At 52.7% G+C, this 26,088-nt stretch carries 20 protein-coding genes and 1 other RNA gene; 20 read left to right on the top strand and 1 reads right to left on the bottom strand.

Annotation, left to right across the window (positions count from 1 at the left end):
• Positions 1-2,592 (top strand): ATP-dependent helicase HrpB (gene hrpB / locus ACP5D0_RS03755; RefSeq protein WP_472364241.1); only part of this gene is annotated, 2,592 nt, incomplete at its 5' end.
• Between the two features lie 308 nt (positions 2,593-2,900).
• Positions 2,901-4,619 carry a methyl-accepting chemotaxis protein gene (locus tag ACP5D0_RS03750; RefSeq protein WP_472364240.1) on the top strand — a complete coding sequence of 573 codons (1,719 nt, stop codon included), beginning with the start codon at positions 2,901-2,903 and terminating at the stop codon, positions 4,617-4,619.
• On the opposite strand, the gene ACP5D0_RS03745 is transcribed toward ACP5D0_RS03750, so the two are convergent.
• Positions 4,616-5,233 (bottom strand): DUF2062 domain-containing protein, encoded by a 618-nt coding sequence (locus tag ACP5D0_RS03745; protein WP_472364239.1) that lies wholly within the window; start codon positions 5,231-5,233, stop codon positions 4,616-4,618. The genes ACP5D0_RS03750 and ACP5D0_RS03745 overlap by 4 nt on opposite strands.
• Positions 5,234-5,461: 228 nt before the next feature.
• On the opposite strand from ACP5D0_RS03745, the gene rnpB reads away from it, so the two are divergent.
• The 18 genes from rnpB to ACP5D0_RS03655 form a co-directional block, all read left to right on the top strand.
• Positions 5,462-5,825: RNase P RNA component class A (rnpB, locus tag ACP5D0_RS03740), an RNA gene on the top strand.
• A gap of 611 nt (positions 5,826-6,436) precedes the next feature.
• A complete protein-coding gene (gene mraZ / locus ACP5D0_RS03735) occupies positions 6,437-6,898 on the top strand; it encodes a division/cell wall cluster transcriptional repressor MraZ (RefSeq protein ID WP_472364238.1) in 462 nt (153 codons plus the stop codon).
• A 2-nt stretch (positions 6,899-6,900) separates the two neighbouring features.
• The gene (rsmH, locus tag ACP5D0_RS03730) at positions 6,901-7,845 is read left to right on the top strand and encodes a 16S rRNA (cytosine(1402)-N(4))-methyltransferase RsmH (protein WP_472364245.1); all 945 of its coding nucleotides are present in this window, start codon (positions 6,901-6,903) and stop codon (positions 7,843-7,845) included.
• A gap of 144 nt (positions 7,846-7,989) precedes the next feature.
• Positions 7,990-9,189, top strand: coding sequence for a cell division protein FtsZ (gene ftsZ, locus ACP5D0_RS03725; RefSeq protein WP_472364237.1), 1,200 nt, complete (start codon positions 7,990-7,992; stop codon positions 9,187-9,189).
• Positions 9,190-9,229: 40 nt separating this feature from the next.
• The gene (gene ftsL, locus ACP5D0_RS03720; RefSeq protein WP_472364236.1) at positions 9,230-9,577 is read left to right on the top strand and encodes a cell division protein FtsL; all 348 of its coding nucleotides are present in this window, start codon (positions 9,230-9,232) and stop codon (positions 9,575-9,577) included.
• Positions 9,558-11,348, top strand: a complete 1,791-nt coding sequence (locus ACP5D0_RS03715) for a peptidoglycan D,D-transpeptidase FtsI family protein (protein WP_472364235.1) — start codon at positions 9,558-9,560, stop codon at positions 11,346-11,348. Before ftsL ends, ACP5D0_RS03715 begins: the two co-directional genes overlap by 20 nt.
• Positions 11,345-12,964 carry a UDP-N-acetylmuramoyl-L-alanyl-D-glutamate--2,6-diaminopimelate ligase gene (locus ACP5D0_RS03710; RefSeq protein ID WP_472364234.1) on the top strand — a complete coding sequence of 540 codons (1,620 nt, stop codon included), beginning with the start codon at positions 11,345-11,347 and terminating at the stop codon, positions 12,962-12,964. The genes ACP5D0_RS03715 and ACP5D0_RS03710 overlap by 4 nt, the downstream gene beginning before the upstream one ends.
• Entirely contained in the window at positions 12,961-14,418 is a 1,458-nt protein-coding gene (locus ACP5D0_RS03705; protein WP_472364233.1) for a UDP-N-acetylmuramoyl-tripeptide--D-alanyl-D-alanine ligase, read from the top strand. Before ACP5D0_RS03710 ends, ACP5D0_RS03705 begins: the two co-directional genes overlap by 4 nt.
• Before the next feature lie 106 nt (positions 14,419-14,524).
• Positions 14,525-15,610: a phospho-N-acetylmuramoyl-pentapeptide-transferase gene (mraY, locus tag ACP5D0_RS03700; RefSeq protein ID WP_472364232.1), complete on the top strand. Its 1,086-nt coding sequence runs from the start codon at positions 14,525-14,527 to the stop codon at positions 15,608-15,610.
• An 18-nt stretch (positions 15,611-15,628) separates the two neighbouring features.
• Entirely contained in the window at positions 15,629-16,987 is a 1,359-nt protein-coding gene (murD, locus tag ACP5D0_RS03695) for a UDP-N-acetylmuramoyl-L-alanine--D-glutamate ligase (protein WP_472364231.1), read from the top strand.
• On the top strand, positions 16,984-18,156 hold the full coding sequence (gene ftsW, locus ACP5D0_RS03690; protein WP_472364230.1) for a putative lipid II flippase FtsW: 1,173 nt from the start codon (positions 16,984-16,986) through the stop codon (positions 18,154-18,156). Before murD ends, ftsW begins: the two co-directional genes overlap by 4 nt.
• The gene (murG, locus tag ACP5D0_RS03685; protein WP_472364229.1) at positions 18,153-19,217 is read left to right on the top strand and encodes an undecaprenyldiphospho-muramoylpentapeptide beta-N-acetylglucosaminyltransferase; all 1,065 of its coding nucleotides are present in this window, start codon (positions 18,153-18,155) and stop codon (positions 19,215-19,217) included. The genes ftsW and murG overlap by 4 nt, the downstream gene beginning before the upstream one ends.
• Before the next feature lie 70 nt (positions 19,218-19,287).
• Positions 19,288-20,097 (top strand): SDR family NAD(P)-dependent oxidoreductase, encoded by an 810-nt coding sequence (locus tag ACP5D0_RS03680; protein WP_472364228.1) that lies wholly within the window; start codon positions 19,288-19,290, stop codon positions 20,095-20,097.
• A gap of 139 nt (positions 20,098-20,236) precedes the next feature.
• A complete protein-coding gene (locus ACP5D0_RS03675) occupies positions 20,237-22,261 on the top strand; it encodes a HAMP domain-containing methyl-accepting chemotaxis protein (RefSeq protein ID WP_472364227.1) in 2,025 nt (674 codons plus the stop codon).
• A gap of 242 nt (positions 22,262-22,503) precedes the next feature.
• A complete protein-coding gene (lgt, locus tag ACP5D0_RS03670; RefSeq protein WP_472364226.1) occupies positions 22,504-23,310 on the top strand; it encodes a prolipoprotein diacylglyceryl transferase in 807 nt (268 codons plus the stop codon).
• A gap of 81 nt (positions 23,311-23,391) precedes the next feature.
• Positions 23,392-24,225 carry a thymidylate synthase gene (locus tag ACP5D0_RS03665; protein ID WP_472364225.1) on the top strand — a complete coding sequence of 278 codons (834 nt, stop codon included), beginning with the start codon at positions 23,392-23,394 and terminating at the stop codon, positions 24,223-24,225.
• The gene (folA, locus tag ACP5D0_RS03660; protein ID WP_472364224.1) at positions 24,222-24,740 is read left to right on the top strand and encodes a type 3 dihydrofolate reductase; all 519 of its coding nucleotides are present in this window, start codon (positions 24,222-24,224) and stop codon (positions 24,738-24,740) included. Before ACP5D0_RS03665 ends, folA begins: the two co-directional genes overlap by 4 nt.
• A 195-nt stretch (positions 24,741-24,935) precedes the next feature.
• On the top strand, positions 24,936-26,088 hold a 1,153-nt coding region (locus ACP5D0_RS03655; RefSeq protein ID WP_472364222.1), incomplete at its 3' end, for a HAMP domain-containing protein.

Here is a 26,088-nt window from a genome sequence, read left to right as displayed (position 1 = left end):
CATCGTGCCTTGCATAATGCGTCGAGTTTGGTCTTGCAGGCCGAGCCGGGGGCGGGTAAATCCACTGCTGTGCCGCTCAGTCTGCTGTCCCGCCACGCCCACGATCAGACGGCTTTGGGCTGGCTTGGCTCACAGAAGATTCTGTTGATGGAACCGCGCCGCTTGGCGGTTAAAACGATTGCGGCTTTTCTGGCGACCCAGCTCGATGAGCCAGTGGGTCAGACGGTGGGGTATCAGATTCGGCACGAACGCCAGGTCAGCTCGGCCACACGCCTTGAGATTGTGACAGAGGGCGTTCTGACGAAGCGCTTGCAGCAAGACCCCGAGTTGAAAGGCGTTGGGTTATTAATTTTTGATGAGTTTCATGAACGTTCTATTCACGCAGATTTGGCCTTGACCTTGGCGCTGGAGGTGCAAAGCGCTTTGCGGGAAGATTTAAAAATCATGATTATGTCCGCCACTCTGGACGCCGACTCGGTGATGGCACTATTGCAGGCGCAGGGCGCGGAAGTGGCGGGGCTGACGGTGCCGGGTCGTTGCTACCCGGTGACGGAGCATTATTTAGCCCAACCACTCGATCTGACAAACCGAGCCGCACAGCTTTCGGCAGTGTTGCGTCAGATTCACCAGGCCTGGCAAGATACGGACGCCGACATTTTGGTGTTTTTACCTGGTCAGGCCGAGATACTGCGGCTTCAGGAACGGCTAGAGGCGGTTTTTAATGAATCGACTTGGCAAGAAAGTGGTGCGGCGGTGGTTCGCCCGCTTTATGGCGCTTTATCGGCGCAAGACCAAGCGTTGGCGCTGGTGGCGGATGCGCAAGGCCGTCGAAAAATTGTATTGGCCACCAATATTGCCGAAACGAGTCTGACGATTGACGGCATCGGGGCGGTGGTGGATTCGGGTTTGCAACGCAAGGCGATTTATGACGTTGTCAGTGGCATGACGGCTTTGACGACCCAGCGAATCTCCAAAGCATCCGCCGAGCAGCGCAAAGGGCGGGCAGGGCGTTTGTCCGCTGGACAGGTGTATCGCCTTTGGACGCAGGCGCAGCAGCAGGCGCTGCCGGACTATGACCCGCCGGAAATTCAACAGGTGGATTTGAGCGATTTGTGTTTAGAGCTGGCCAACTGGGGGGTGCAAACGCCGGACGAATTGCATTGGCTGACGCCGCCGCCGCGCTCGGCGTATGAAGCGGCGAGAAGCCTTTTGAATCAATTGGGCTTGATGCAGCCTGGTGGCGGCTTGACGGAATTGGGGCAAGCGGCATCGGCGTTAGCCGGTACGCCGCGTTTGGCGGCAATGTGTTTAAAAGCCGATAAGGTGGAAACTTTAACACGAGTCGAGTCGCAAACGCTGGCCACGGATCTGGTTGGCATTTTGTCGGAGCGTGATGTCTTAATGCGGTACGAACAGGCCGATTTGATTCAGCGTGTTTTGGCGTTGCAACATTATCGCGAAAGCCCGAAATCGGCTCTTTCAGCTTACCCATTGCGCTTGGCAGCAATGCGGCAGGCCTTGAAAAATGCTCGTTCGGCTCTCAGAGTGCTGGGGGTTAAACAACCTTGCAAGCCTTTGGCGCTGTCACAGCTGCAGGCGCATTGCGGACGCTTGGTGGCGTTGGCGTATCCCGACCGTGTCGCTCGCCGCCGACCCGGCGCTCAAGCAATCGCGTCTTTTCATATGACAAACGGCAAAAATGCGATTCTGCCCGAAGGTGACCCTTTGCGCAACGAGCCTTGGTTGGCAGTGGCTTCTCTGGATGGGCAGCGTCAGGACGGTCGTATCTTTCTGGCGGCGCCGTTGATGGAGCAGGATGTTTTTTCGTTGTTTGCCGATCAGATAGAGACGCGTGCTTATTTGGGGTTAAACGCACAGAAAACCGAGCTGGTAGCCCTTGAGCAACAGTGGTTGCTGAAGTTGCGGTTGTCGGAAACACCGCTGTCAAATCCACAGCCGCAGCGTTTTCAAACGGCTTTGTTATCGCTTCTGGCACAGGATTTATCGTATTTGCCCTGGCGTGAAAAGACCCAGGCCTGGTTGAATCGCTACAATTGGCTGGCCAGGCAGAGTCGGAAGCTGGTCGCAGAGGGCACTGACAGCACGGCTATCGAATTTCCGGTTTTTGACCAGGCCTGGTTGAAAGCGCATTTGTCACAATGGCTGGCACCTTATCTTAATGGGGTGACGTCTCTGAAAGCTTTGCAACGTCTTGAACTGGCCACCTTGTTGCAACACCTGCTCAGTTACGAACAGCAGACTCTTCTGGCGCAGCAGGCTCCAACACACTACGAAACCCCTTCTGGGCATCGGGTGGCCATTGATTACAGTGGCGCTTATCCCAAGGTTTCCGTGATTCTTCAATGGATGTTTGGCGAGGTCTGCAGTCCGAGGCTGGCCTGGGGAAATGTGCCACTGACCTTTGAGCTGTTGTCGCCCGCACGGCGACCGATTCAGATTACCCACGATCTGGCAGGTTTTTGGCAAACGTCTTATTTCGACGTGATGAAGGAAATGAAAGGGCGATACCCCAAACATCGCTGGCCGCTAAAGCCGCTTGAAGAACGCCCCGGCGCATCGGTTAAGCGATAACGGCGGTCATATTGTTGCAATCGTTCTTATTTGTGATGGTTCGAAACATGGAGTGCGATACATAGGGTTCGATGCTTGTTGCATTCAAGATATAATAATTTTAATTGTGCCGCATTAGAATTGTGAAATGTATTTATCGAGCGCCATCGGTTATAATCTATGGTGACTGTCCGAAGTCAGAACTGGCTGGTGGGGTATTCATTATTTCTCTGAGCCTATGATTTCTCTGACCCCATTGTCTCTATGATCCTATGGGAAATACACCCGAGCGTAAACCGTCTTTTAAAAAATAAAAAAGTGGTGCACAGATGTTTCATTCCAAATTAAAACAGCAACATGCAGATTTGCAACAGCGGTTTGAATCCGCTCAGAATATTGTCGCGGCTCTTGAACGTTCCATGGCGGTGATTGAGTTCGATTTACAGGGGCGGGTGCTGCGAGCCAATGATAATTTTTTGCAAATAACGGCTTATGGTTCAGATGAGGTGGTTGGAAAAGCACACCGCCTGTTTGTGCCCGATCGCATTGCGCAGTCGCCTGAATATGGGCAATTTTGGCAGAAGTTGGGTCGAGGCGAATTTATCACTGGAACCTTTGAGCGGATCAACCGGCAGGGCGAAACCGTTTGGCTGCAAGCGAGTTACAACCCCGTATTGAATGCGCAAGGTCACGTGGAGAAGGTTATTAAATTTGCTTCGGATGTGACGCAGCAGGTCAAGCGCGATTCAGATTATCAAGCCCAGTTGTCGTCCATTCACCGTGTGATGGCGGTGATTGAATTTGATATGGATGCAACGATTCTGACGGCCAATGAGAATTTTTGCCGCACCATGGGGTATGCGCTCAGCGAAATCGAGGGACGTCGTCACCAAATTTTTGCCGAACCAGGCCTAGCGAAAAGCCCAGAGTATCAGGCTTTCTGGCAACGTTTACGGCAGGGCGAGTTTGTTTCCGGTACCTTTAAGCGTTTGAACAAAAAAGGTGAAACGGTTTGGTTGGAAGCCAGTTACAACCCTGTTTTCGATGCAGACGGTCGTCCCTACAAGGTGGTGAAGTTTGCCACTGATGTGGGACAGAATGACAACATAAAACAACTCAGGTTTGTTGTTAATGAAGCCTCGAAGGTCATGGAAGCATTTGCCTCCGGCGACTTAACTCAGCGAATGCCTGCTGGGATTAACACGCGAGAAGATTCGATGTTTGCCACAGAGGTGAAGTGTATCAACGAAGGGATTCAGAAGATGTCCGAGCGTTTGACGGAGATCATTATCCAAGCCTCTCAAGCGACAAAAGTGGTTGCACAGGCCTCGGATGAAGTGTCTCAGGGCGCGCGAGCCTTGAATGACCGTGTGCAGACGCAAGCAGCGGCATTGCAGGAAACGGCTCAGAACATGACCGCCATGCGAGACTTGGTTTCCCGCAACACCGAGCAGGCTCAGTCCGCCTCGCAAGCATCGGAAGAGGTGAAGGCCAAGGCGCATCGTGGCATGACGGTAATGCAAGCCACCATTGAAGCCATGAGTGCGATTCAGGCTTCCAGTCACAAGATAGCGGATATTGTCAGTTTGATGGACACGATCGCGTTTCAAACCAACTTGCTGGCACTGAATGCGGCAGTTGAAGCCGCGCGGGCAGGGGAGTCTGGCCGCGGCTTTGCAGTGGTTGCTGGAGAAGTGCGTGCTTTAGCACAGAAATCCGCGCAAGCGGCGAAGGACATTCGTGCCTTGATTGACGAAAGTGTTCAGCGTGTTGAACAAGGCACTTTGCAGGCGAGCCGATCCGGAGAGGTGCAAACTGAAATCGTCACAGCGGTGAGCGCGGTGACCGAAACTGTCAATCGCATTGCCGCCGCAACCCTAGAGCAGATGGGGGGCATCGACCAAGTGCATCAGACCATCCGGCAATTGGATGAGGTCACTCAGAAAAATGCCGCCTTGGTGGAAGAAACCACTTCCGCTTCAGAAAGCCTGCGCCATCAGGCGGATATTCTGGCGGAAGATATGGCCTTTTTCACCACCAAGCCTTAGCCGCCGGTCTTGCGGAACAGGTTTCGCAGCATAGTTAGGCCGTGAAAGTGGGCGATGATCAGATAAAAGACGCTGCCAATAATGACGCCCAAGAGCGTATTCCCTAGAAAAAAAGGCTGCCAGATGAGGGGGAAGACATCCGAAAACCATTGTTGCGAGGCAATGGGAATGTTAGGGTCAATATGACTCAGCGGAGGCGTGTTGAGAACCCAAGTGCCGAACCGGTAGCCGCCGTACCAGATGAATCCCATGGTTAAGGGGTTGGTGATCCAGGCTAAGGCCGTTGCCAAAGGAATATTGGCGCGCGCATAATAAGCCAAAATTGAACCGAGCAGCATTTGGAAGGGAATCGGCAGCATCATGCAAAAAGCGCCGATAAAGCCCGCGCGGGCAAAGGATGCGCGATCACCGGCCCAATAGGTTCGGTCTCGAAACTTGGGGAAATATCGATTCAGGAAGGGCGAAGCTTTGACCTTGCGACCGATCTGATGCACTTTTAAACGAAGATAACGAATCATAATCATCAGTTTACCAAAATAGGCCAGCGATAGGAGGGTGTTTTGGGGAAGTGTTGGCGGTTGTGTTGTGTTAGGTAAAAGCGGACGGCGTTTCATGCGTTCGCCGTCCTGAAGTTGTATTGAGCGAGCCGATGTCTGGAACGTCCTGCTCCGTTTGTCTGTTGCATTCTGTATTAAGCCGTCCCGGCTTTTGGGTCGCTTGGTGATACATCCTGTATTCAACGCAGTCTATGATAGTCGTAAAAGGCGTCCATGAAAAATCAGAGGTTTTTATGACGGCATTTATTGGACTTTTGTGATCAGCTCAGGTAGAGTTCGCTCTTGTAAGAGGGTCGGGCAATCGCGAGACTTGTTTTCGAGGAAAGTCCGGGCACTGCAGGGCAGAATGCCAGCTAACGGCTGGGCGGTGAAAGCCGACGGAAAGTGCAACAGAGAGTAGACCGCCAATTTATTGGTAAGGGTGAAAGGGTGCGGTAAGAGCGCACCGCGCAACGGGCAACCGTTTGTGGCTAGGTAAACCCCATTCGGTGCAAGACCAAATAGGAAAACACGTCTGACCCAGTCAGACAGGGTGCGGCCCGTACCTGGTTTTCGGGTAGGTTGCTTGAGGGGCGCAGTGATGTGTCTCCTAGATGAATGATTGCTGCCAGCAATGGTACAGAACCCGGCTTATAGACCCTCTTATATTTTTATATGTTTTTACAATTCATGTTTTGCTTTGGCGCAGTTAGGCTTCCTTCCCCCACGCCATTTTGGCCGTATGGCATCTGCCATTGTTTCCCATTATTTCGTAATCCCCCCCCCTTTCTCAGATATTGCATATTAAGGTGTGTTCCCATCGGTGTATGCCGACGATGTGTGCCGACGATGTGCGACGACGTGTCGCAGTGTTAAGGATTCGCAATCAATTGTTGAGTCTTTTTTCTGAATAAGACCCTTTGGGTTGTGCCTCACCACTTTTCACCACATAACGGTGTTTTTACTCTATTTAGTTATCCAAAATAATCTATTCAACTACATCTAGTGGTTGTGTGCGGTTTATTGTGATAAATCTTTTGTATTTATTTTTCAGGGTTTTATTTTTTGTAGTTAATTCTGATTATTCTTTCTGGTTTTAAATCGTTGAAAATTAATAATAAAAAGTTTTTACGCCATGAATTGTCTGGGATGTGGAGTCATCGCTAAGTTGTTGGTCTGTAAACATAAATTGCAAAATCTTTCGGTTTCTAAGCTTGACACCGTTAAGTAAAATCAATATAGTGGCGTCAAGTGGTGCTAAGTGGCGAAAAGTGGGAAAAAATGTTGTTTTTTCGTGGAATCAATTCAATCAATCTCGATACAAAAGGGCGCATGGCGATCCCAAAGCGTTATCGTGAGTCGATTGAAGAGGCCAGCGAAAATCAGTTGGTGGCCACCATTGATCTTCATAGCCCATGTTTACTCATTTACACCATGGACGAGTGGGAAGTGATTGAGCGCAAGTTGATGTCATTGCCGAATATGGATCCGCAAGCGCGTCTGGTACAGCGGCTGTTGCTGGGACACGCTTCGGAAATGGAGATGGATGGTCAAGGACGAGTGCTGTTGCCCAGCTTGTTGAGAGAGCATGCAAAGCTCGACAAAGAAGCCATTCTCCTGGGGCAGGGCAATAAGTTTGAGCTTTGGTCACAAGCCGCTTGGGATGAAAGCCGCCCTGAAATGTTGGCGTCGGCATCGGGCGTGGATGACGTGTCCGAGTCGCTGGCAACCTTGAGTTTGTGATGATGACAGCGCCAGAATCGACATCGGTGGCCGAACATTATCCCGTCATGCTGCGGGAGTCGATTGATGGGTTGGCCATTCACGCAAGTGGTCGCTATGTGGATGGCACCTTCGGTCGAGGCGGGCATTCGAAAGCGATTTTGGCCAGTTTAGGGCGTGAGGGACGTTTGCTGTCGATTGATCAAGATCCAGAGGCGGTGCGCTTTGCTCAGGAGACCATTCAGGATGATCGCTTTCATATTTGTCATGGCAGTTTTGAGTTTTTGGAAACCTATTGTGACGAGCGGGGCTGGCTTGGAAACGTAGATGGAATTTTATTGGATTTAGGGGTGTCTTCCCCGCAATTGGACGAGGCTGAACGAGGGTTCAGCTTTATGCGTTCCGGTCCCTTGGATATGCGCATGAATCCCGAGAGTGGATTGAGTGCCCTGGAGTGGTTACAGACGGTCGATGAAAAGACGCTGTCGCAGGTGTTGCGTCAGTACGGAGAAGAGAAGTTTTCCGGTCGGATAGCGCGTCACATTAAAGAAGCGCTGGCGGCTGGAAAGTTAAAAACAACGTTGGATTTGGCGGATCTGGTGTCGAAGGCGTCACCCAAAAAAGACAAGCATAAGCATCCGGCCACCCGCACATTTCAAGCGATCCGCATTGCGGTGAATCGCGAGTTGGATGTATTGAAAACGGTGTTGGAGGCGGCTGTGTCGGTATTGAAGCCAGGTGGGCGTCTCTCGGTCATCAGTTTCCACTCGCTGGAAGATCGTATCGTCAAGCAGTTTATACGCGATCAATCGCGTTTGCGGGATCTGTTCCCGGATTCGCCGGTTCAGTTGGAGGTGATTGAGCCGGTACTCAAGAAAGTAGGAAAGCCCATTTTTCCTTCGGCTGAAGAATGTGCGGAAAATCCAAGGTCGCGCAGTGCGGTCTTGAGAGTCGCCGAGAGAATTTAGTGATTGTCGGAAGACGGTCACGGAAAAACCGACGAAGGTCGGGTAGTGGATTTGAAATAAAGACATTTGAATGTCAGTCGGCTAACGTTGGTGGCTGGCAGCAAATGATGGTGGTGACATAGTGTTGATTAAGGGGAGTATCACATGAAGTTTAATTTGCAAGAGACGATTTCGGACGAAGCGGGCATGCCGAAAATCAAGGTCATTGGTTTGGGCGGCGGCGGCGGAAATGCCGTGGACTATATGGTGCGCTCTGAGGTGGAAGGCGTGGATTTTATTTGTGCCAATACCGATGTGCAGGCCTTGAAAAATGCCAAGGTGCCGACCTGCATTCAATTAGGTGATAATGGCTTGGGCGCAGGTGCCAACCCTGAAAAGGGCATGGAGGCCGCAAAACAAAATATCGAGCAAGTAAAAGAAGCGCTGAAAGGTGCGGACATGGTGTTTATTACCGCCGGTATGGGCGGGGGAACTGGAACCGGGTCGGCGCCTATTGTGGCACAGGCGGCACGTGAAATGGGGATTCTGACCGTCGGTGTTGTTAGCAAACCCTTCAGTTTCGAGCGGCGTGCCAAAGTCGCGGAAGCGGGGATTGCGCAGTTGGCAGAACACGTGGATTCCCTGATTACGGTACCCAATGATAAATTGTTGAAAGTGCTGGGCAAGGATTTTGTGCTGGCCAAGGCGTTTGATTACGCGAATGAAGTGCTTCATGGTGCGGTACAAGGGATTTCCGAGCTGGTGACGCGCCCTGGTATGATTAACGTGGACTTTGAGGATTTGCGTACGGTTATGACCGAACGCGGTGTGGCGATGATGGGGGTCGGTCATGCGACGGGTGAAGCACGCGCGGTGAAAGCGGCCGAAAAAGCCATCGCCAATCCGCTGCTGGAAGATATTTCCGTCTCCGGTGCGCGCGGCTTGTTGGTCAATATTACCTCTGGCCTGGATTTTACCTTGGGTGAATTTAATGAAGTCGGTGATGTGATTGATCAGGTGGCTTCAGATGAAGCGAAAGTGATTATCGGTACGTCTATCGATGAAAGTATGACCGATGAAATTCGGGTCACGGTGGTGGCCACAGGCTTGTCTGAAGTGGGTGAAGAGGTTCGGCGTCCAGAAATGGTGAAGCCAAACTTGCAGGCGGTGCAGTCGGCACAGCCGCAGAAAGCAGAACCCGCTACGGAAGCCATGCCTCAAACGGCTGCAGAGGCACCTAAAGCCACCAGCACACCGGAAGTGGTGCGCCCGAAAATGGTTGTCAACGGTGGCGCGACGGGCGGTGCCGATGCCAATTCAAATTATCTGGATATACCGGCATTCTTACGACGTCAAGTCGATTAAACCGATGCCTGTTCTCGCAGAAAATGGGTGCATCGTCTGAATGGTGTCACAAAAACTCCCCCGCCTGAGCCGGTTGCCGAAAGCCAACTGGGGCGGGTTTTTGGCGTTTTCGTTGTTGATGGTGATACTGGTATCAATGGTGGCGATTGTGCTGGTTCAGCACCAGGTGCGACACCTTGAGACCCAGTATGCTCAAGCGATGCAGCGAGAAGTCATGCTGCGAGAAGAGCAGGGTAAATTAATTTTGGAAAAGCATCATTTAACCGCTTTAGCTAGGGTAGAACACTTGGCGCGTACCCGGTTGCAGATGACGCTGGAAAAAACACCCCTCAAGGAAAAAACGCAAACCATAATACTGGAAAAACGAGATGCAGCGTCAACTGAATAGTCGAATACGACGCGATTGGATCATCTATGGTCTGATCGTACTGTTTTTTCTGGCCATCATTTCACGCGTGTTTTATGTGCAGATCCTGCAGTCGGATTTTTTACAGTCCGAGGGCAATAAACGTCAGGTTCGCAGCCTTGATATCCCCGCACCGCGTGGGCATATCTATGATCGAAACCTCAATGTTCTGGCGTTGAGCACACCCATCGACTCAATTTGGGTTGACCCCAAGATTCTGTCTTTTTATCTTGATCCGGTTCAGCAGCAGACCCAATGGTTGGCTGAAGGACTCTCGCCCGAGCAGATTACCCAGCAACAAAAACGCATCGCACAAAAAACAACGGCGTATCACGCCATGCTCAAGCATTTAAAAGTCTCCGAACCCAGCTTTACCCGAAAGGTTCTCGCCAATCAAAAGCGACGTTTTTTGTACGTCCAGCGTGGGGTTTTGCCGGAAATATCGCAGCAGATTGCGGAATTGGATGTTCCCGGACTCTATATTCAGAATCAATATAAACGTTACTATCCTGCCGGTGAGGTGGTAGGGCATCTGGTTGGCTTTACCGATATTGATGATAAGGGGCTGGCAGGCCTGGAGAAAACCTATGACGAATGGTTGAGCGGCCGTCACGGCACCAAGCAAATCATAAAAGATCGTGCCGGACGGGTGGTGGAATTTGTTAAGGATATTGAACCGGCAAAGGCGGGGCGTCCGCTGGTGTTGAGCCTGGATAAGGATTTGCAGTTCTTTTTGTACCATGCGTTGAAAAAAGCGTACATTCAGCATCAAGCCGAGTCCATTATGTCGGTTATTTTGGATGCGAAAAGCGGTGAAGTCTTGGCCATGGTGTCGCTACCGAGTTTTAATCCAAATGATCGCGGGCAACTGACCGGTTCGCGGTTGCGCAATCGCGTGGTGACGGATCGTATCGAGCCGGGTTCCACTGTCAAGCCGTTTGTGGTGGCAAAGGCATTGGATTTGGGCGTTGTTCAGCTGGAGGATACCTTTGATACCAGCCCCGGTGCCATGCGCATCCAAGGGGAGCGGATTACCGATACACGCAACCACGGTGTCTTAACGCCGGGGGAAATTATCCAGGTGTCGAGTAATATCGGTGCCAGTCAAATTGCTTTTAAAATGTCGCCCAGTGAGCAATGGCAGATGTATCACGATATTGGCTTCGGACAGGATTTGGGCTTGTTTCTTCCCGGCGAGACCCTGGGGTATATGCGACCCGCGCGCGAATGGCAGAAAATTGACCAGGCCTCCTCTTCGTTTGGTTACGGGTTTAATATAAATTTAATGCAATTGGCACAGGCCTATTTGATTTTTACCAACCAAGGACGCATCAAACCGGTCAGTTTACTGAAGCTAAAGGCGGTGCCGGAAGGCACTCAGGTGGTTTCACCGGAAGCGGCGCAAGCGGTGTTGTCGATGATGGAGGCGGTGACGGAACGACACGGATCCGCGCCTCAAGCCAAGGTGGACGGCTATCGGGTGGCAGGCAAAACCGGTACCGTGCATCGCACTAAAATCGGCGGTTATGAACAGAATAAATACATCTCATTGTTTGCCGGCATCGTGCCGGTATCGAACCCTAAATACATAATGGTGACGGCCATTAACGAGCCGAGCCGCGGTATTTATTACGGCGGCAAGGTGGTGGCGCCCATCTTTAAGGAGGTGATGGAGTCGGCGTTGCGGTTGAATAACGTACAGCCGGACGAAGCCTTGGAAATGGTGGATGCGTCGGGGGAGACGACGCGGTGAAGACACTGCAGGCGTTGCTGACCCACTTGGCGCTAACGGATGCGCCTGCATTGGCGAGTCAGAAGCCTGCGGCGCTTTTGTCAGAGCCGGTGACTCAATTAACGTCCGACTCACGACGGGTGGCGCCGGGCAGCGTGTTTGTGGCCTTGCCAGGAGCGAAATGTCATGGCATCGACTTTGCATCTCAGGCCTGTGAACAGGGGGCTTCAGCGATTCTAACCGATTTGCCAGGCCTGGCAAAAGTGCAGGCGTCCGGCTTGATGGGGAGTTTGAGCTGTCCGGTCTATGCGGTGGCGGATTTGCAGAAAAAACTGGCGAAACTGGGGCAGTGGTTTTACGACGATCCCAGTCGTCAGTTGAAGCTATTGGGGATCACCGGCACCAATGGCAAAACCTCCAGTGCCTATTTTGCCGCGCAGCTTTTGCAGGCGGCTGGATTCAAAGTGGCCTTGATGGGCACTTTGGGGAATGGATTGTTCGGACACTTGCAACCGAGCCCGAATACCACTGTGGATGTACTTACACTCAATCACCTGCTTGCCGATTTCGCGCGCCAAGGGGTGAACTGGGTGGTCATGGAGGTGTCTTCCCATGCGGTTAGCCTTGGCCGGATTACGGGCATACGTTTTGAGGTCGCCGCCTTAACGCAAGTGACGCGGGATCATCTTGATTTTCACGGCACAGAGGCCGCTTATCGCGAGGCCAAACAGCAGTTCTTTCAAACGTATCCAGCGCATTATCAAGTGTTGAATCTGGAGGATGCGCTCGGAAGAGCCTTAGCGGATAAAGTGGATAAAGCCGCTAAAGCAGACAATCCAGCCCAAGACTTGGCAAACAAGAGCGCTTCGGTGGCACCCACGCAGATCATTGGCTACAGTCGCAAGAAAGCGGATGCGGATGTGCGAATCGAGGCGCTGCAATACGCCCCCATGGGTTTCAGTGGACAATTGGTCACCCGAGAGGAGCGCACTGACTTTACGGTGCCGCTCATGGGGGATTTTAATGCAGAAAATTTGTTGTGTGCCGTCGCCTCGGTATTGACCTCGGGTGTTACGCTTAGGCAAATCGCCGCGGAGCTGGGGCATTTAAAAGGGGTGCCCGGGCGAATGGAGGGGCTGTCGCGCTCGGGTGAACCGACGGTTTTGATTGATTATGCGCACACGCCGGATGCGCTGGACAGAGTGTTAACAGCGTTGAATTGTCACCTGTCGGCGGGCGCGGAAAGCCTGTGGGTGGTGTTTGGTTGCGGTGGTAATCGTGATGCCGGTAAGCGACCGCTGATGGGGCAGGTGGCGGAGCGTTACAGCGACCATATTGTGCTGACCGATGACAACCCCCGATTCGAATCGCCTGAGCAGATTGTCGCAGACATTCAGGCCGGCATGCAAAATCGCCAGGCCTGGGTGATTCACGATCGTGCCGAAGCGGTTGCTCAGGCGATCCACCAGGCGCGTGAGGCTTACGGTGAGCGGGCGGTGGTGCTGGTGGCCGGCAAAGGGCATGAAGATTATCAGGAGGTCGCCGGTCAGCGTTGGCCGATGCAGGATTCACAATTGGTGGCGGCGGCTTTCCAGTCAAGGCCGACGAAGATGAAACAGGAGTCTCAGAACCCATGACATGGTGTCTAACCGACGTGCTGACCGTGAGTGAAGGTCAGCCGGTCAATGCGGAAATCGAGGGTGCGCACCTTCGGATTAAAACAATCAGCACCGATACCCGCTCTCTGGCGGCCGGTGCTCTTTATGTGCCATTAAAAGGGGCGCATTTTGACGGCCACGATTTTTTGGCAGAAGCCGTCGCCAAGGGGGCTGTGGCCTGCTTGGTATCGGAAAAGGCTTGGCGGTCGCTTGCGAAAAAGTCGCAAGCAGCCATCGCTCAATCGGTGCCGATTATCCTCGTTGAAGATACGCGTCTGGCCTATGGGCTTTTAGCGGCCTGGCATCGCCGCCAAATGCCTTTGAAATCCTTGATTGGCGTCACCGGCTCCAATGGTAAAACCACTACCAAAGCGCTTTTGGCGAACATTATTGGTCAGCAGGCATCGGTGCTGGCCACCGCTGGTAATCTCAATAACGATGTGGGGGTGCCGCGCACCCTGTTGCAACTGACGCCTGAGCACGACTACGCGGTCATTGAAATGGGGGCGAATCATTGTCACGAAATTGGTTATTTAACCCGTCTGGCACAGCCGGATGTGGCGATCATCACCTTGGCTGCCGGTGCCCATTTGGAGGGGTTTGGCTCTCTGGAAGCGGTGATTGAAACCAAGGGTGAAATCATGGACGGGCTGAAGCCGGGCGGCACGCTGGTGTTGAATACGGATTCCCCAGGGTTTCCATACTGGTGTGACAAGGCTGAACAGCAGGCTTTGAAGATTGTGACGTTTGGCACCGCGCCGACGGCGGACATTCGTTTGGCCTCTTTTGAACAGGCCGAATCACAACTTGATTTTGAGTTGCGTTTGGCGGATCGCGTTGCGCACTCAGCGGGCTTATCGACGAGCCCCCACTCTGTTAAGGTGAGCATGCCGTTATTGGGACAACATAATGCCATGAATGCGGCGGCGGCGGTAGCGGCGTGTCTGGCCGCTGGGTTCCGTTGGGAGCAGATTCGGCCAGGCCTGGAGGATTTTAATGGGGTGGCCGGTCGCTTGCAGCGAACCGCTTTGCCACAGGGCTGGCTAATCGACGACAGCTATAACGCCAATCCGAATTCAGTCAAAGCGGCCATTGCCACGCTGGTGCAGTTGCCGGGCGAATCAATGGTGTGTCTGGGCGCGATGGCGGAGCTGGGGGTGGATTCGGAATCTTTGCATCAAGAAGTGGCGATTTACGCACGCCAGCAAGGTGTGCGCGCACTGCTGGTGTTTGGTGAAGGGGCTCAGTCCATGGTCAACGCCTTTGGCGAGGGCGCGGAATATTTTGCGCATCGTGACGCTTTAACCGCGCAGGCGGTTGATTGGGTGATGCGCCAGAAAGTGCAGAATGTATTGGTTAAAGGATCGCGTTCGGCCGGAATGGAGCAGGTCGCCCAAGGTCTTTTAGCGAAGCTCCGTTCGCCTACCGTTTAGAACGCAACATTCAAGCAGGGCAGCTCGATTCGCTCAAATCGGGTGTTTGAAAACACATGATGGCGTGCCATCTTGGCACGGTTCGGGGCATTTATAAGGAACCCTTATGTTAATTTATCTGACAGACTATCTGGCGCAATATATTTCCGGTTTCGGGGTGTTTCGCTACATCACGCTGCGCACGATTATGAGTGTGTTGACGGCGTTAATTTTATCGTTTTTGATCGGGCCGAAAGTCATTCGTTGGCTGATCCGTCTGAAAGTCGGCCAAAGTATCCGGCAAGATGGTCCGGAAACCCATTTGGTGAAAACCGGCACCCCGACAATGGGGGGCGTGATGATTCTGTTTTCGGTCACGGTGGCGGTGCTGCTGTGGGGCGATTTGAGCAATCACTATTTAGTGATTGCCACCCTCACCATGCTCGGCTTTGGGGTGATTGGGTTTGTGGATGATTACCAGAAGGTGGTGTACAAAGACCCTAACGGTATGCGATCTCGCACCAAATTTTTCTGGCAGTCGGTGGTCGGGCTGACGGCGGCGGTCAGTCTGTATGCCATGGCGCAGGTGCCCGCCGAAGGGCAGTTATTGATTCCGTATATGAAAGACACCTTTATTTATCTGGGCGCTTGGACGGTGGTGCTGGGGTACTTTGTGATAGTGGGCACCTCAAACGCAGTGAATTTAACCGATGGTCTGGATGGGTTGGCGATTATGCCGACGGTGATGGTCGCCGCGGCGTTGGGCGTGTTTGCCTATGTCACCGGGCATTTGTATTTTTCACAATACTTGCAGATTCCTTACATTCCCGGGGTGGGTGAATTAACCATTTTCTGTGCGGCTCTGGCTGGGGCAGGCCTGGGCTTTTTGTGGTTTAACGCCCATCCGGCGCAGGTGTTTATGGGCGATGTGGGTTCGTTGGCGATTGGCGCGGCATTGGGCGTGGTGGCGTTGGCCGTTAAGCAGGAGCTGGTGCTGTTTATTATGGGCGGCATTTTCGTGGCGGAGACACTGTCGGTGATTTTGCAGGTGGGGTCCTATCGCCTGCGCAACGGCAAGCGTATCTTTTTGATGGCACCGCTACACCATCACTTTGAGCAGAAAGGCTGGCACGAATCGCAAGTGATCGTGCGTTTCTGGATCATCACCATTATTCTGGTACTGATTGGCTTGGCCAGCTTGAAAATTCGTTAAGGTGAGGCGAGACGAGACATGTATTTAGTGGCAGGACTGGGGGTAACCGGACAAAGCGTACTGCAATATTTTGCCAGTCAGGGCGAGCCCTGTTTCGCGTATGATGCGCGTGCGGATTTGGATGTGAGTGCGTTGCAGATCCGCTTTCCGCAGGCGGAGTTTGCAACCGGTCGTTTGCCGTCTCACTGGTGTGAGCGGATTGAAACCCTTGTGCTCAGCCCCGGCATTGCGAAAGCCGAGCCTTGGGTTCAGGCGATTCTGCAGGCGGGCAAAGAAGTGATTGGCGACATTGAGTTGTTTGCGCGCGCGGCGGGCAAGCCGATTGTCGCCATCACTGGCTCCAACGGCAAGAGTACGGTCACCACCTTGGTGGGCGAGGCGTTGCAGGTCGGTGGTTATCGCGTGGGGGTCGGCGGGAATATCGGCCGACCGGCGTTGGATTTACTTGCAGACCCGACCGAATTTGATGTCTATGTGCTGGAGTTGTCGAGCTTTCAGCTGGAGACGACCTACTCATTGCACTCTGCGGCTTCGACCGTGCTGAATATCTGTGAAGATCACATGGATCGTTATTCGGCGTTGGAAGACTATATTCAGGCGAAAATGACCATTTTGAACGATACCGAACTGGCGGTATTGCCGGACGGCTTTCAACCGTCGGGCATTGCCAGTCCCTTGGAAACCGTGCGTTTCGGTTTGAAAACAGCGCAGCCAGGGCAGGCGTTGCCGAGCCGCTATTATGGGGTGATGATTCGAAATAACCAGGCCTGGCTGGGTTGGGAAGACCATCCTTGCGTAGCGGTGGCGGTCATGGCGCAGTCGGGACGCCACCATCAGCTGAATGCACTGGCGATGATGGCGTTGTGTCGGCCATTTCAGTTGCCGGATGCCGCGTTTGAAAAGGTCTTGCGTGATTTTAACGGCTTGCCGCATCGTACCCAGTTGGTTTTGGAGGCGAACGGCGTTCAGTGGATTAACGACTCAAAAGGCACGAATGTCGGTGCCACCATTACCGCTATGGAATCCATGGCGTTGATGACGGAAGGCGAGGTGATTTTGCTCGCCGGTGGCGTGGGAAAAGACGCTGATTTTACGGAACTGGGAAAGGCGGTGGCGCGCTTTGGCAGTCAGGTGATCTTGTTCGGTCGAGACCGTTTGCAGATGGCGGCGGTCATGCCGCCGCATCAGGTGTCGGTCGTGGCAACGCTGGAGGCGGCCATTGCGCTGGCGGCAACAAACGTGCGAGACGGTGATAAAGTGTTGTTTTCACCGGCCTGTGCCAGTTTTGATCAGTTTGAGAATTATCAGCATCGGGGTGAGGTGTTTGAAGCACTGGTTCGAGCGCGGTTCGGCTCGGATAAAGGGGGCGCGGAATGAGTGTTCAAAAATGGCGGCAGCAAAGCGCACGCTGGCCAGTGGATTATTGGTTATTGGCCGCTCTGGCGGTGTTAATGACGTTGGGATTGGCGATGGTGACGTCCAGTTCCATTGCCATCAGCGAAAAACGCTTCGGTGACGAAACCCATTATCTCTGGCGGCAGCTCTTTGCGATGGGGCTGGGCAGCCTGGTGGCTTATCTGGTGTTGCAGACGCCCTTGTCGCTGTGGCGAAAGCATCGTGGCAAGCTGTTTTTGTTCGGGTTGTTGCTGTTGGTTGCGGTGCTGCTGTTTGGGCGGGAGATCAACGGCAGTCAACGTTGGTTGCCGTTGTTGGTGATGAATTTTCAGGTGTCGGAGTTTATGAAGGTCGCGGTGGTGGTGTTTATGGCGGGTTATCTGGATCGCCATGCCACAGCGGTGCGGGAAAATTTTGAAGCCGTGATCCGCTTGGTGTTGCCTTTTGGTGTGATGACCATTCTGCTGCTGTTGCAGCCGGACTTTGGTGCGACCTTTGTGATTATCGTCATTATTACCGGTATGCTGTTGATCGCCGGAGCGCCCTGGCGATTTTTTGCGATGACGGTGTTGCCGATTGGTGCCTTGCTGGTGATGATGGTGGTCACTTCGCCTTATCGTATGGCGCGAGTCACCAATTTTTTAGATCCCTGGTCGGATCCTTTTGGCCACGGTTATCAGTTGACGCAGGCGTTGATTGCTCTTGGGCGGGGCGAATGGTTCGGTGTCGGAGTCGGCGAAAGTGTGCAAAAACTGCTTTATTTGCCGGATGCCCATACGGATTTCCTGTTTGCCATTTACGCCGAAGAGTTTGGTCTGATTGGGGTGGTTTTTTTGGTGTTACTGTATTTATTTATCCTGCACCGATGTTTTCGAATCGGGGCTAAGGCGTTTGAGAAACAGGCCTTTTTCGGTGGCTTGATCGCTTATGGTGTCGGTATCTGGGTTGTGTTGCAGGCGATGATTAACATGGGGGTCAATCTGGGGTTGTTTCCAACCAAGGGATTGACCTTGCCCTTAATGAGTTATGGCGGCTCGAGTGTGTTGGTGTTTATGGTGGCCTTGGCGCTGGTGTTGCGCGTGGATTATGAAACCAAACGTCTGCCAATACCGCCTGCGTCCGCCCCGACACCGGAGGAAGCGCCATCATGAAACGAGTGTTGATTATGGCCGGCGGCACAGGCGGGCATGTTTTCCCAGGCCTGGCGATTGCCAAGGCGTTGGCTGAAGAGGGCGTGGAAACGGTTTGGCTGGGCACCCACGATGGCATGGAGCAGACCTGGGTGCAACCGACGGGAATTCCGTTTTACCGCATTTCCATTAAGGGGGTGCGTGGCAATGGTTGGCTGGGCTGGTTGGCCGCGCCTTTCCGCGTGACACGCGCCTGGTGGCAGGCACGAAAAATTCTGCTCGAAACCCAGCCGGATTTGGTGTTGGGCATGGGGGGGTTTGTTTGTGGGCCGGGCGGTCTGGCGGCTTGGTCATTGGGCAAAAAACTGGTGTTGCACGAGCAGAATGCCATTCCTGGAATGACCAATAAATGGCTGGCTCCTTTGGCGAAGCGTGTGATCTGTGCCTTTCCGCAGTCGGTTTTGCGCGGCTCAAACGTGGTGACGCTGGGCAACCCGGTTCGAGCGGGGCTTGAAAGTCTGTCGTGCGTGCTGCCGCAGACGCCGCGGCGTTTGCTGGTGATGGGTGGCAGCCGTGGTGCCCTGGCCTTGAATCAAGTGGTGCCAGCCGCCTTGGCTTTGCTACCCATAAATGAACGCCCGCAGGTGTGTCATCAGACGGGTGAAAAAACCTTGTCCCAAGCGCAAGAGGCCTATGCGGCGGCGGGTGTAGACGCCACTGTGACCCCGTTTATCGACGATATGGTGCAAGCCTATCAGGCGGCGGATCTGGTGATTTGTCGATCCGGTGCCTTGACGGTTTCGGAACTGCTGGCGGCGGCGCGACCCGCCATTCTGGTGCCTTACCCCCATGCCGTGGACGACCATCAAACGGCGAATGCCCAAGCCTTGGTGGAAATTGGCGGCGGCGAAGTGATTCAGCAGTCGGCACTGACAGCGGAAACACTGGCTGAAAGGTTGCGCTTTTGGATGGATTCGGAAACCTGTCAGGCCGCATCGCGTGCCATTCGGGCTCAGGCACCTCAGGCGGCAACGCAACGAATTTTGGCCGAGCTGAAACGGATTGTCGCGTCGGATGTCTGATTTTCAACCGAGTTAAATTTCCACGAAAAGCGACCTTGGCTCGACAGGCGAATGGTCATTAGGAGGTGTTATGGAATCATCTAATTTGTCCCCACAATTTCCCGATCTTAAAGGCAAGCGTATTGTAATCACAGGCGCTTCCAGTGGGATTGGCGCGGGCATGGCCAAAACGCTGGCACAAGCCGGTTGTCGGTTGGTGCTGCACTTTAACCGTAATGCCGATGGCATCGAGCGCACGCGTGAGGCGGTGGCGGCTTTCGGTGCGGAGGTGGCTGTTGTGAGATGTGATTTTGCGCAACTCGAAACGGTTCAGTCGTTCTTTGACCAGGCCTGGTCAATTTTTGAGGGGTTGGATGGATGGGTGAATAATGCCGGAATCGTCACCAAATCGTTGAGCCTGAAAGACTTGCAGGGTCGTCAGTTTGCACAGACGCTGGCGGTGAACTTGCAGGCACCTTACTTATTGAGCACGGCGTTTGCCCAGGCCTGCCGGTTAGCGAAACAGCCGGGGGTTATTGTGAATAACAGCAGCATTCATGGGCAAGCCACCTGTGAGTGGTTTGCCGCCTACGCCGCCTCCAAGGCGGGGTTGGACGCCATGACCAAAGTTCAAGCGGTGGAGTGGGGCACTTACGGAGTTAGGGTGAATGGGCTGGCACCGGGGGTGGTGCCAGTGGAACGAACGCATGAGGTGCTTTACCGACCGGAGATGGAAGCGAAATGGGTGGGTGCAATGCCGATGGGACGCTATGGCACCGTGGACGATATGGGAATGGCGACGGCGTTTTTATTGTCCGAAGCCAGCGGTTGGATGACGGGGTCGATTTTGACGGTGGATGGGGGCTTAATTGCTCGGGGGCACTATCCGTATCGGGATTGAAGGCGTTGGTTCCCTTCCGATGTCGATAACAGTTTTTTGACAGCCATTGTAAAACCACTCATTTGAGTGGTTTTTTTGTGGTTGGCATTTTGTTTGCTTGGTTTGATTATCGAATCATTGGCATGAAAGTGGAACAGCTATGGAAACCTTTTTGCAGAAACTCACCATCAGACGGAAAATGCGATTTGGATTTGGTGTCATCTGGGTCGTACTGGCCGTGATTACCATTCAGGCAGTCGTCAATCTGTATATCGTTCGACAGAATGTCGAAGAGGTGGTGGCGGTTCGGCAGCCGATTGCTTTGCAGGCGAATGCCATGACCAATGTGCTGGAAAAAAGCATGAATGCTTTGAGTCTGTATCTGTTGACCGGTGAGTCGGTGCATCTGGACGCTTACATCAATGGCCTAAACCGTTCGGAGACCATGCTGGAGGATTTAACCCACAAAATCGGTCAGGAAGCGACATCGGAAGACCGCGAATTGCTGCAGCGAGTCGGGCAGAATCTGGAGCGGTTGCCAACCTTTATCGAAACCGTTAAACGCTTGCAGGCCAGTCGCAGTGAAAAGTTTCCGGCATTCGCGTTTGTGGACACTGAAATGATGCCCTATGCCATGCGAATTCAGCAGCAGTTGAGCTTGATGTTGAATTCAGAGTTATCCGATCTGGATGCGGCGCGTCAGCCTTTGCTGGAAGCCTTAATCGGGATGCAAAAGGATTGGTTGAATGTATTGAGCAGTTTGCGCGGTTATGTGGCGTTTCGTAATGATGGCATGGCGGCGGATACCGATAATTATTTAAATGCCTTTGAGCGTGCCCTCGAGTTCATGCTCAGTCAGTCTGATTTTGAATTAACCCTGGAAGAAGAGGATGGGTTAGACGTGACCAAAAGTGCCTATGAGGCCTATCGTGAAAACTTCATGCAATTGAAGCTGATTCACCAAAGTGAAAAATGGCGCATGGATACGTGGCTGATGAAAAACCAGATTCAGCCGGTGTTTGTCGAGCTTGAACAGGATCTGGAGACCATTTCCGCCCGTTCTGTGGCGCTGATGCAAGACACCAGTCAGCAGGTGTTGGACAGTACCTTGCGCAATCTGATTCTCTTATTGAGTCTGTCGGTTCTGGGACAACTGGTCGGCATGATTATTTCGAGAAAAGTAACGCACTCGGTGGTGCGTCCGGTGGTGCGCTCCGCCAATGCCATGAAAGACATTGCCTATGGTGAAGGGGATTTGACCCGTCGCTTGCACGTAGATGGTAAAGATGAGTTGGCCGATCTGGCGCGTCACTTCAATGAATTTATCGAGCGCATCCAGAAGACGCTGCGCGAAGTGGTGGAAACGGTTCGAGAACTGGAGGTGTCTTCCCGTGGATTAATGGAAGTGTCGCATGAGGCCAAAAGCGGGGCGGAACAGCAGTTGGCGGCGTCTCAGAAGTTGTCCACTTCCATGGTGAGTATGTCTCAGCAGGCCAAAGCGGTAGAAGACCACTCGCACAACACCTCCAGAGCGACCGATCAGGCGGCCTCGAAAGTGAAAGAAGGCGGTAAGGCGGTTAAAAACGCCGCGAAAGACATTCGCGATGTGTCGGACGGCATGGAAAAAATCACTCAGGCGGTGATGCAGCTCAACGACGACAGTCAAACGATCAGCACGGTCATTAATGTGATCCGAGAGATTGCCGAACAGACAAACCTTTTGGCATTGAATGCCGCCATTGAAGCCGCTCGTGCCGGTGAACACGGTCGCGGCTTTGCCGTGGTGGCCGATGAGGTTCGCGGCTTGGCACAACGCACTCAAGAATCGACGGTGCAGATTGAACGGGTGATTCAAAAAATTCGTCAAGCCACGCACGACACCGTTAAAGTGGTTGAAATGGGGCGTGAAACCACTCAGTCCGGTTACGACTCGGTGATGATGGTGGAGCGCGTACTGAGCCCGGTGGTGATCCTGATGGACGACATCAATAAAATGAGTTCGGAAATGTTGTCATCGGCTCAGTCGCAGACGGTTTTGGCGAAAGAAGTGAATTCGCACATTACTCGTATCCATGATGTGACCGAAAACACCGTGCAGGGCACGGTGAATACCGAGGCCTCCAGTAACCGACTGCAGCAGTTGGCCGATAAGCTGGATAAACTGGTGCGTCAATTTAAAATATGATTTTAGCTGATGGCGTGGCATCACCAGATGTCAGGTTCTGAATGACGTAGGCCATAAATGAGACTATTAAAGGCGGCTTTTAAGCCGCTTTTTTGTTATAAACGGCAGAAACCGCTTTGCGCCTTTTTGGCCAGGCCTGGTGAATTGTCGTATTTGTGCCCGTCTGATCGGTTGATACGGTGACGCCTTGGTAGTGATTTTGGTATTATGAACACCTTTAAATTTCTGTATAAAGAGACGTTATGTGGACCTATCCCGACATGAGCCCGGTGGCGCTCGACTTAGGCTTTTTGCAAATACACTGGTACGGGTTGATGTATCTGTTGGGGTTTGCATTTTTTTGGCTGTATGGTTCCTATCGCGCCAAACAGTATTCCGAGTACTGGACGCCCGATCGAGTCAGTGATTTTCTGTTTTACGGCGCACTCGGGGTGATTCTCGGCGGGCGTATCGGTTACATCCTGTTTTACGATCTGGCGCATTATCTGCAGCATCCGATGGATGTGCTTCGAGTCTGGCAGGGCGGTATGTCCTTTCACGGCGGCATGCTCGGGGTGATTCTGGCCTCATGGTGGTTTGCACGGGTGAAAATGAAGGTACCAATTTTTGTGGTATCCGACTTTGTGGTGTTGATGGTGCCGATCGGGCTGTTTTTCGGCCGCATCGGTAACTTTATCAATGGTGAACTTTGGGGGCGGATCACCGATTCGCCTTTGGGGATGAAGGTTTACGACCCGCAGTTACAGCAGGTGGTAGCAAAATACCCAACGCAGCTGTTGGAAGCTCTCTTGGAGGGGCTGGTGTTGTTTGCCATTCTGTGGTTTTACAATCGTAAACCGCGTCCGATGGGAACGACTTCCGGTCTTTTTGTCGGTTTCTACGGTCTGTTTCGGTTTTTCGCAGAATTTTTCAGGATGCCAGACCCGCAGTTGGGCTATCTACTGTGGGGCTGGGTCACGATGGGGCAGATTCTGTCTCTGCCGATGATTGTGTTTGGATTTGGGCTGGTGTTCTGGGCGCGCCGCAGATGCCCGGTCACTCGACTTTAATGCCGAGTACAGCATCGGGTTACAACAGAATTTTTCGGCCTAGGGTCAAGGGTTTAAAGAAATGATGGGTTTAACATAATTATGCGACAGTATCTGACGCTTCTTCAGCACATTTTGGACAAGGGCATTGATAAGGGGGATCGAACCGGTACTGGCACGCGGTCGGTTTTCGGCTATCAGATGCGGTTTGATTTGCAGGAAGGGTTTCCCCTGGTGACGACGAAAAAGCTGCACCTCAAGTCGATTATTTATGAATTGCTGTGGTTTTTACAGGGCGACACCAATAATACTTATCTAAAAGAACACGGCGTGCGCATCTGGGATGAATGGGCGACCGAAAACGGCGACCTGGGACCGATTTACGGAAAACAGTGGGTGGCCTGGGAAAAACCCAACGGCGAGACCATTAATCAGATCACCGAAGTGATTGAAACCCTCAAAAACAATCCCAACAGCCGCAGAATGCTGGTGTCGGCCTGGAATCCGGCCGACCTGCCGGATGAGTCGGTTTCGCCGCAAGAAAATGTGCGCCAAGGGCGTATGGCCTTGGCAACCTGCCATGCGTTTTTTCAGTTTTATGTCGCAGACGGTCGTTTGTCCTGCCAACTCTATCAGCGCAGTGCCGATACCTTTTTAGGGGTGCCCTTCAATATCGCCAGTTATGCGCTGCTCACCCATATGATTGCGCAACAGGCGGATTTGGATGTGGGCGAATTTATCTGGACAGGCGGGGATGTGCATTTGTATAACAACACCTTGGCGCAAGCGCAATTGCAGTTGACGCGCGCGCCGTATCCTTTGCCAACACTGCACCTTCAGCGCAAGCCGGAAACGATTTTTGATTATCGCTTTGATGATTTTGAAATTCGCGATTACCAATCCCATCCGCATATTAAAGCGGAGGTGTCGGTATGACCGCTTCGTTATCGCTTCCCCCACAGCAGAATATTGCTCTGATTGCCGCGATGGATCGAAATCGTGTCATCGGCAGTGATAATCAAATGCCTTGGCACTTGCCGGATGACTTGCGGTTTTTTAAAGCCACGACGCTGGGAAAACCGGTGGTGATGGGGCGAAAAACCTTTGAGTCGATCGGGGAGCGTCCCTTGCCGAAAAGGCGTAATCTCGTGGTCTCACGCCGCTCGGATTATGCGCCGGACGGTGTGGAAGTCTTTCCTTCCATAGACGCCGCCTTGGCCGCCTGTTCGGAGGCACCTGAGGTGATGATTATCGGTGGCGGAGAGCTGTATCGGCAAACGTTGCCGTTTGCGAATCGCCTGTATGTGACCCGAGTGGATACCACTGTGTCTGGCGATACGCTCTTCCCGGCCTGGTCGGAAACCGAGTGGACAATCGTGCAGTCACTGCCCCATGCCAAGGATGAACAGCATCCGTATGCGTTTGAATTTCAAACGCTTGAACGGGTCTAGAGTCGGCCTGACGGGTGTGTTGCCGTTCAAACGATTCCCATTTTCATCAATTTAAGTGTTGATGGCATAAACAGATTCAATCGGGGGGTATTACCCTTTTCGATAGAATAAAAGCCTGTCTGTTATATCCGTTTAATGCCCGTCTTTTATTTTTGAAGAGAGTGTGATCGGTCTTGCTATTGGAATCAAATTCGCATGGGTATCAAAACCAGAATGTTTATTGGCATCCTCGGTGCCGTCCTGTTTTTATTGGCCTCCAACTTGGTGGCGCAATATGTCTTTAGTCAAACGTCTCAAGCCATCCATCAGATCGTAAACGTCAACCAAGTCAAGGTGGCACTGCTCAATGATTTAAAGAATCTGTCCGATGAGCGGGCGATATTGTCGCGTGATTTGGTCATTGTGGAAGATGAGTCATCCATCCAAGCCGTTAAAGCCCGTTTAAAAGAGACCGCGGCTGAAATCGCCGACGTCTTTGGAGCCTTGGAAAAAGCGCAGCTGGACGCTAAAGAACAGGCTTACTTTGACGCTATCCGTGAAAATGTCGTGGCGGCCAATACCGTATTCGGCAGCTTTATGATGATGGTGGACGAGGGCTTTACCGAGGATGCGGTGGAGATTCTGGAAGGCGAGTTCGGTGAAAAATACAAGGCCTTTTCCGACATTGTTTCCGAGTTCAAGGAATATGAAGATGCTAAAAACACGGCGTCGGTCACCGGTTTGGTGGAGCAGGAGCGTTTTGGCACGATTTCCTTGTGGTTGGTGCTGTTGGTCAGTGTGGTGATCTTTTCCATAGCCGGTTGGCTTGTGGCGCGCAGTTTTATGAATCCGATTAATGCGATGCGCGAAACCATGGCGCAAATTATCGCCAGCGGTGATTTGAGCCATCGCGTGAAAGTGTTTTCAAAAGATGAGCTGGGGCAGACGGGGGAAGCGATTAATCGTCTGCTAAAAACCATTCACGATGCGATTGACGATGTGAATACGGTGATGCATGAAGTGTCCGGCGGTTCCTTTAAGCGCCAGATCGAACACGATTACCAAGGCGATTTTCTCATGCTCAAACAAGGCGTGAATCAATCGGTGGATCAGATTCATAGTATGGTCTTGTTGTTGCGTGAGACCGCGCATAATTTGCGTAACGGTGTTTTGCAGTCCGCCGAATCCAAAGGTGCGGTGCTCAGTGGTGATTATGCCAGCGTGATGAACGACTTGAATGTTTCTATGGAGCGTATTGCCGCCACGGTGACCGACATCTCCACCACCTTGGACGCTTTGTCGCATGGCGATTTTTCCCAAAGAGTTCAGGCGGAAGCGCGCGGTGAATTTGTGGTCTTAAAGGACTCGA

This window comes from Hydrogenovibrio sp. (assembly GCF_049975065.1).
Taxonomy (GTDB): Bacteria; Pseudomonadota; Gammaproteobacteria; order Thiomicrospirales; family Thiomicrospiraceae; genus Hydrogenovibrio.
The sequence above is the reverse complement of the archived record's forward strand: the minus strand, read 5'-3'. Positions and strand labels throughout refer to the sequence as shown.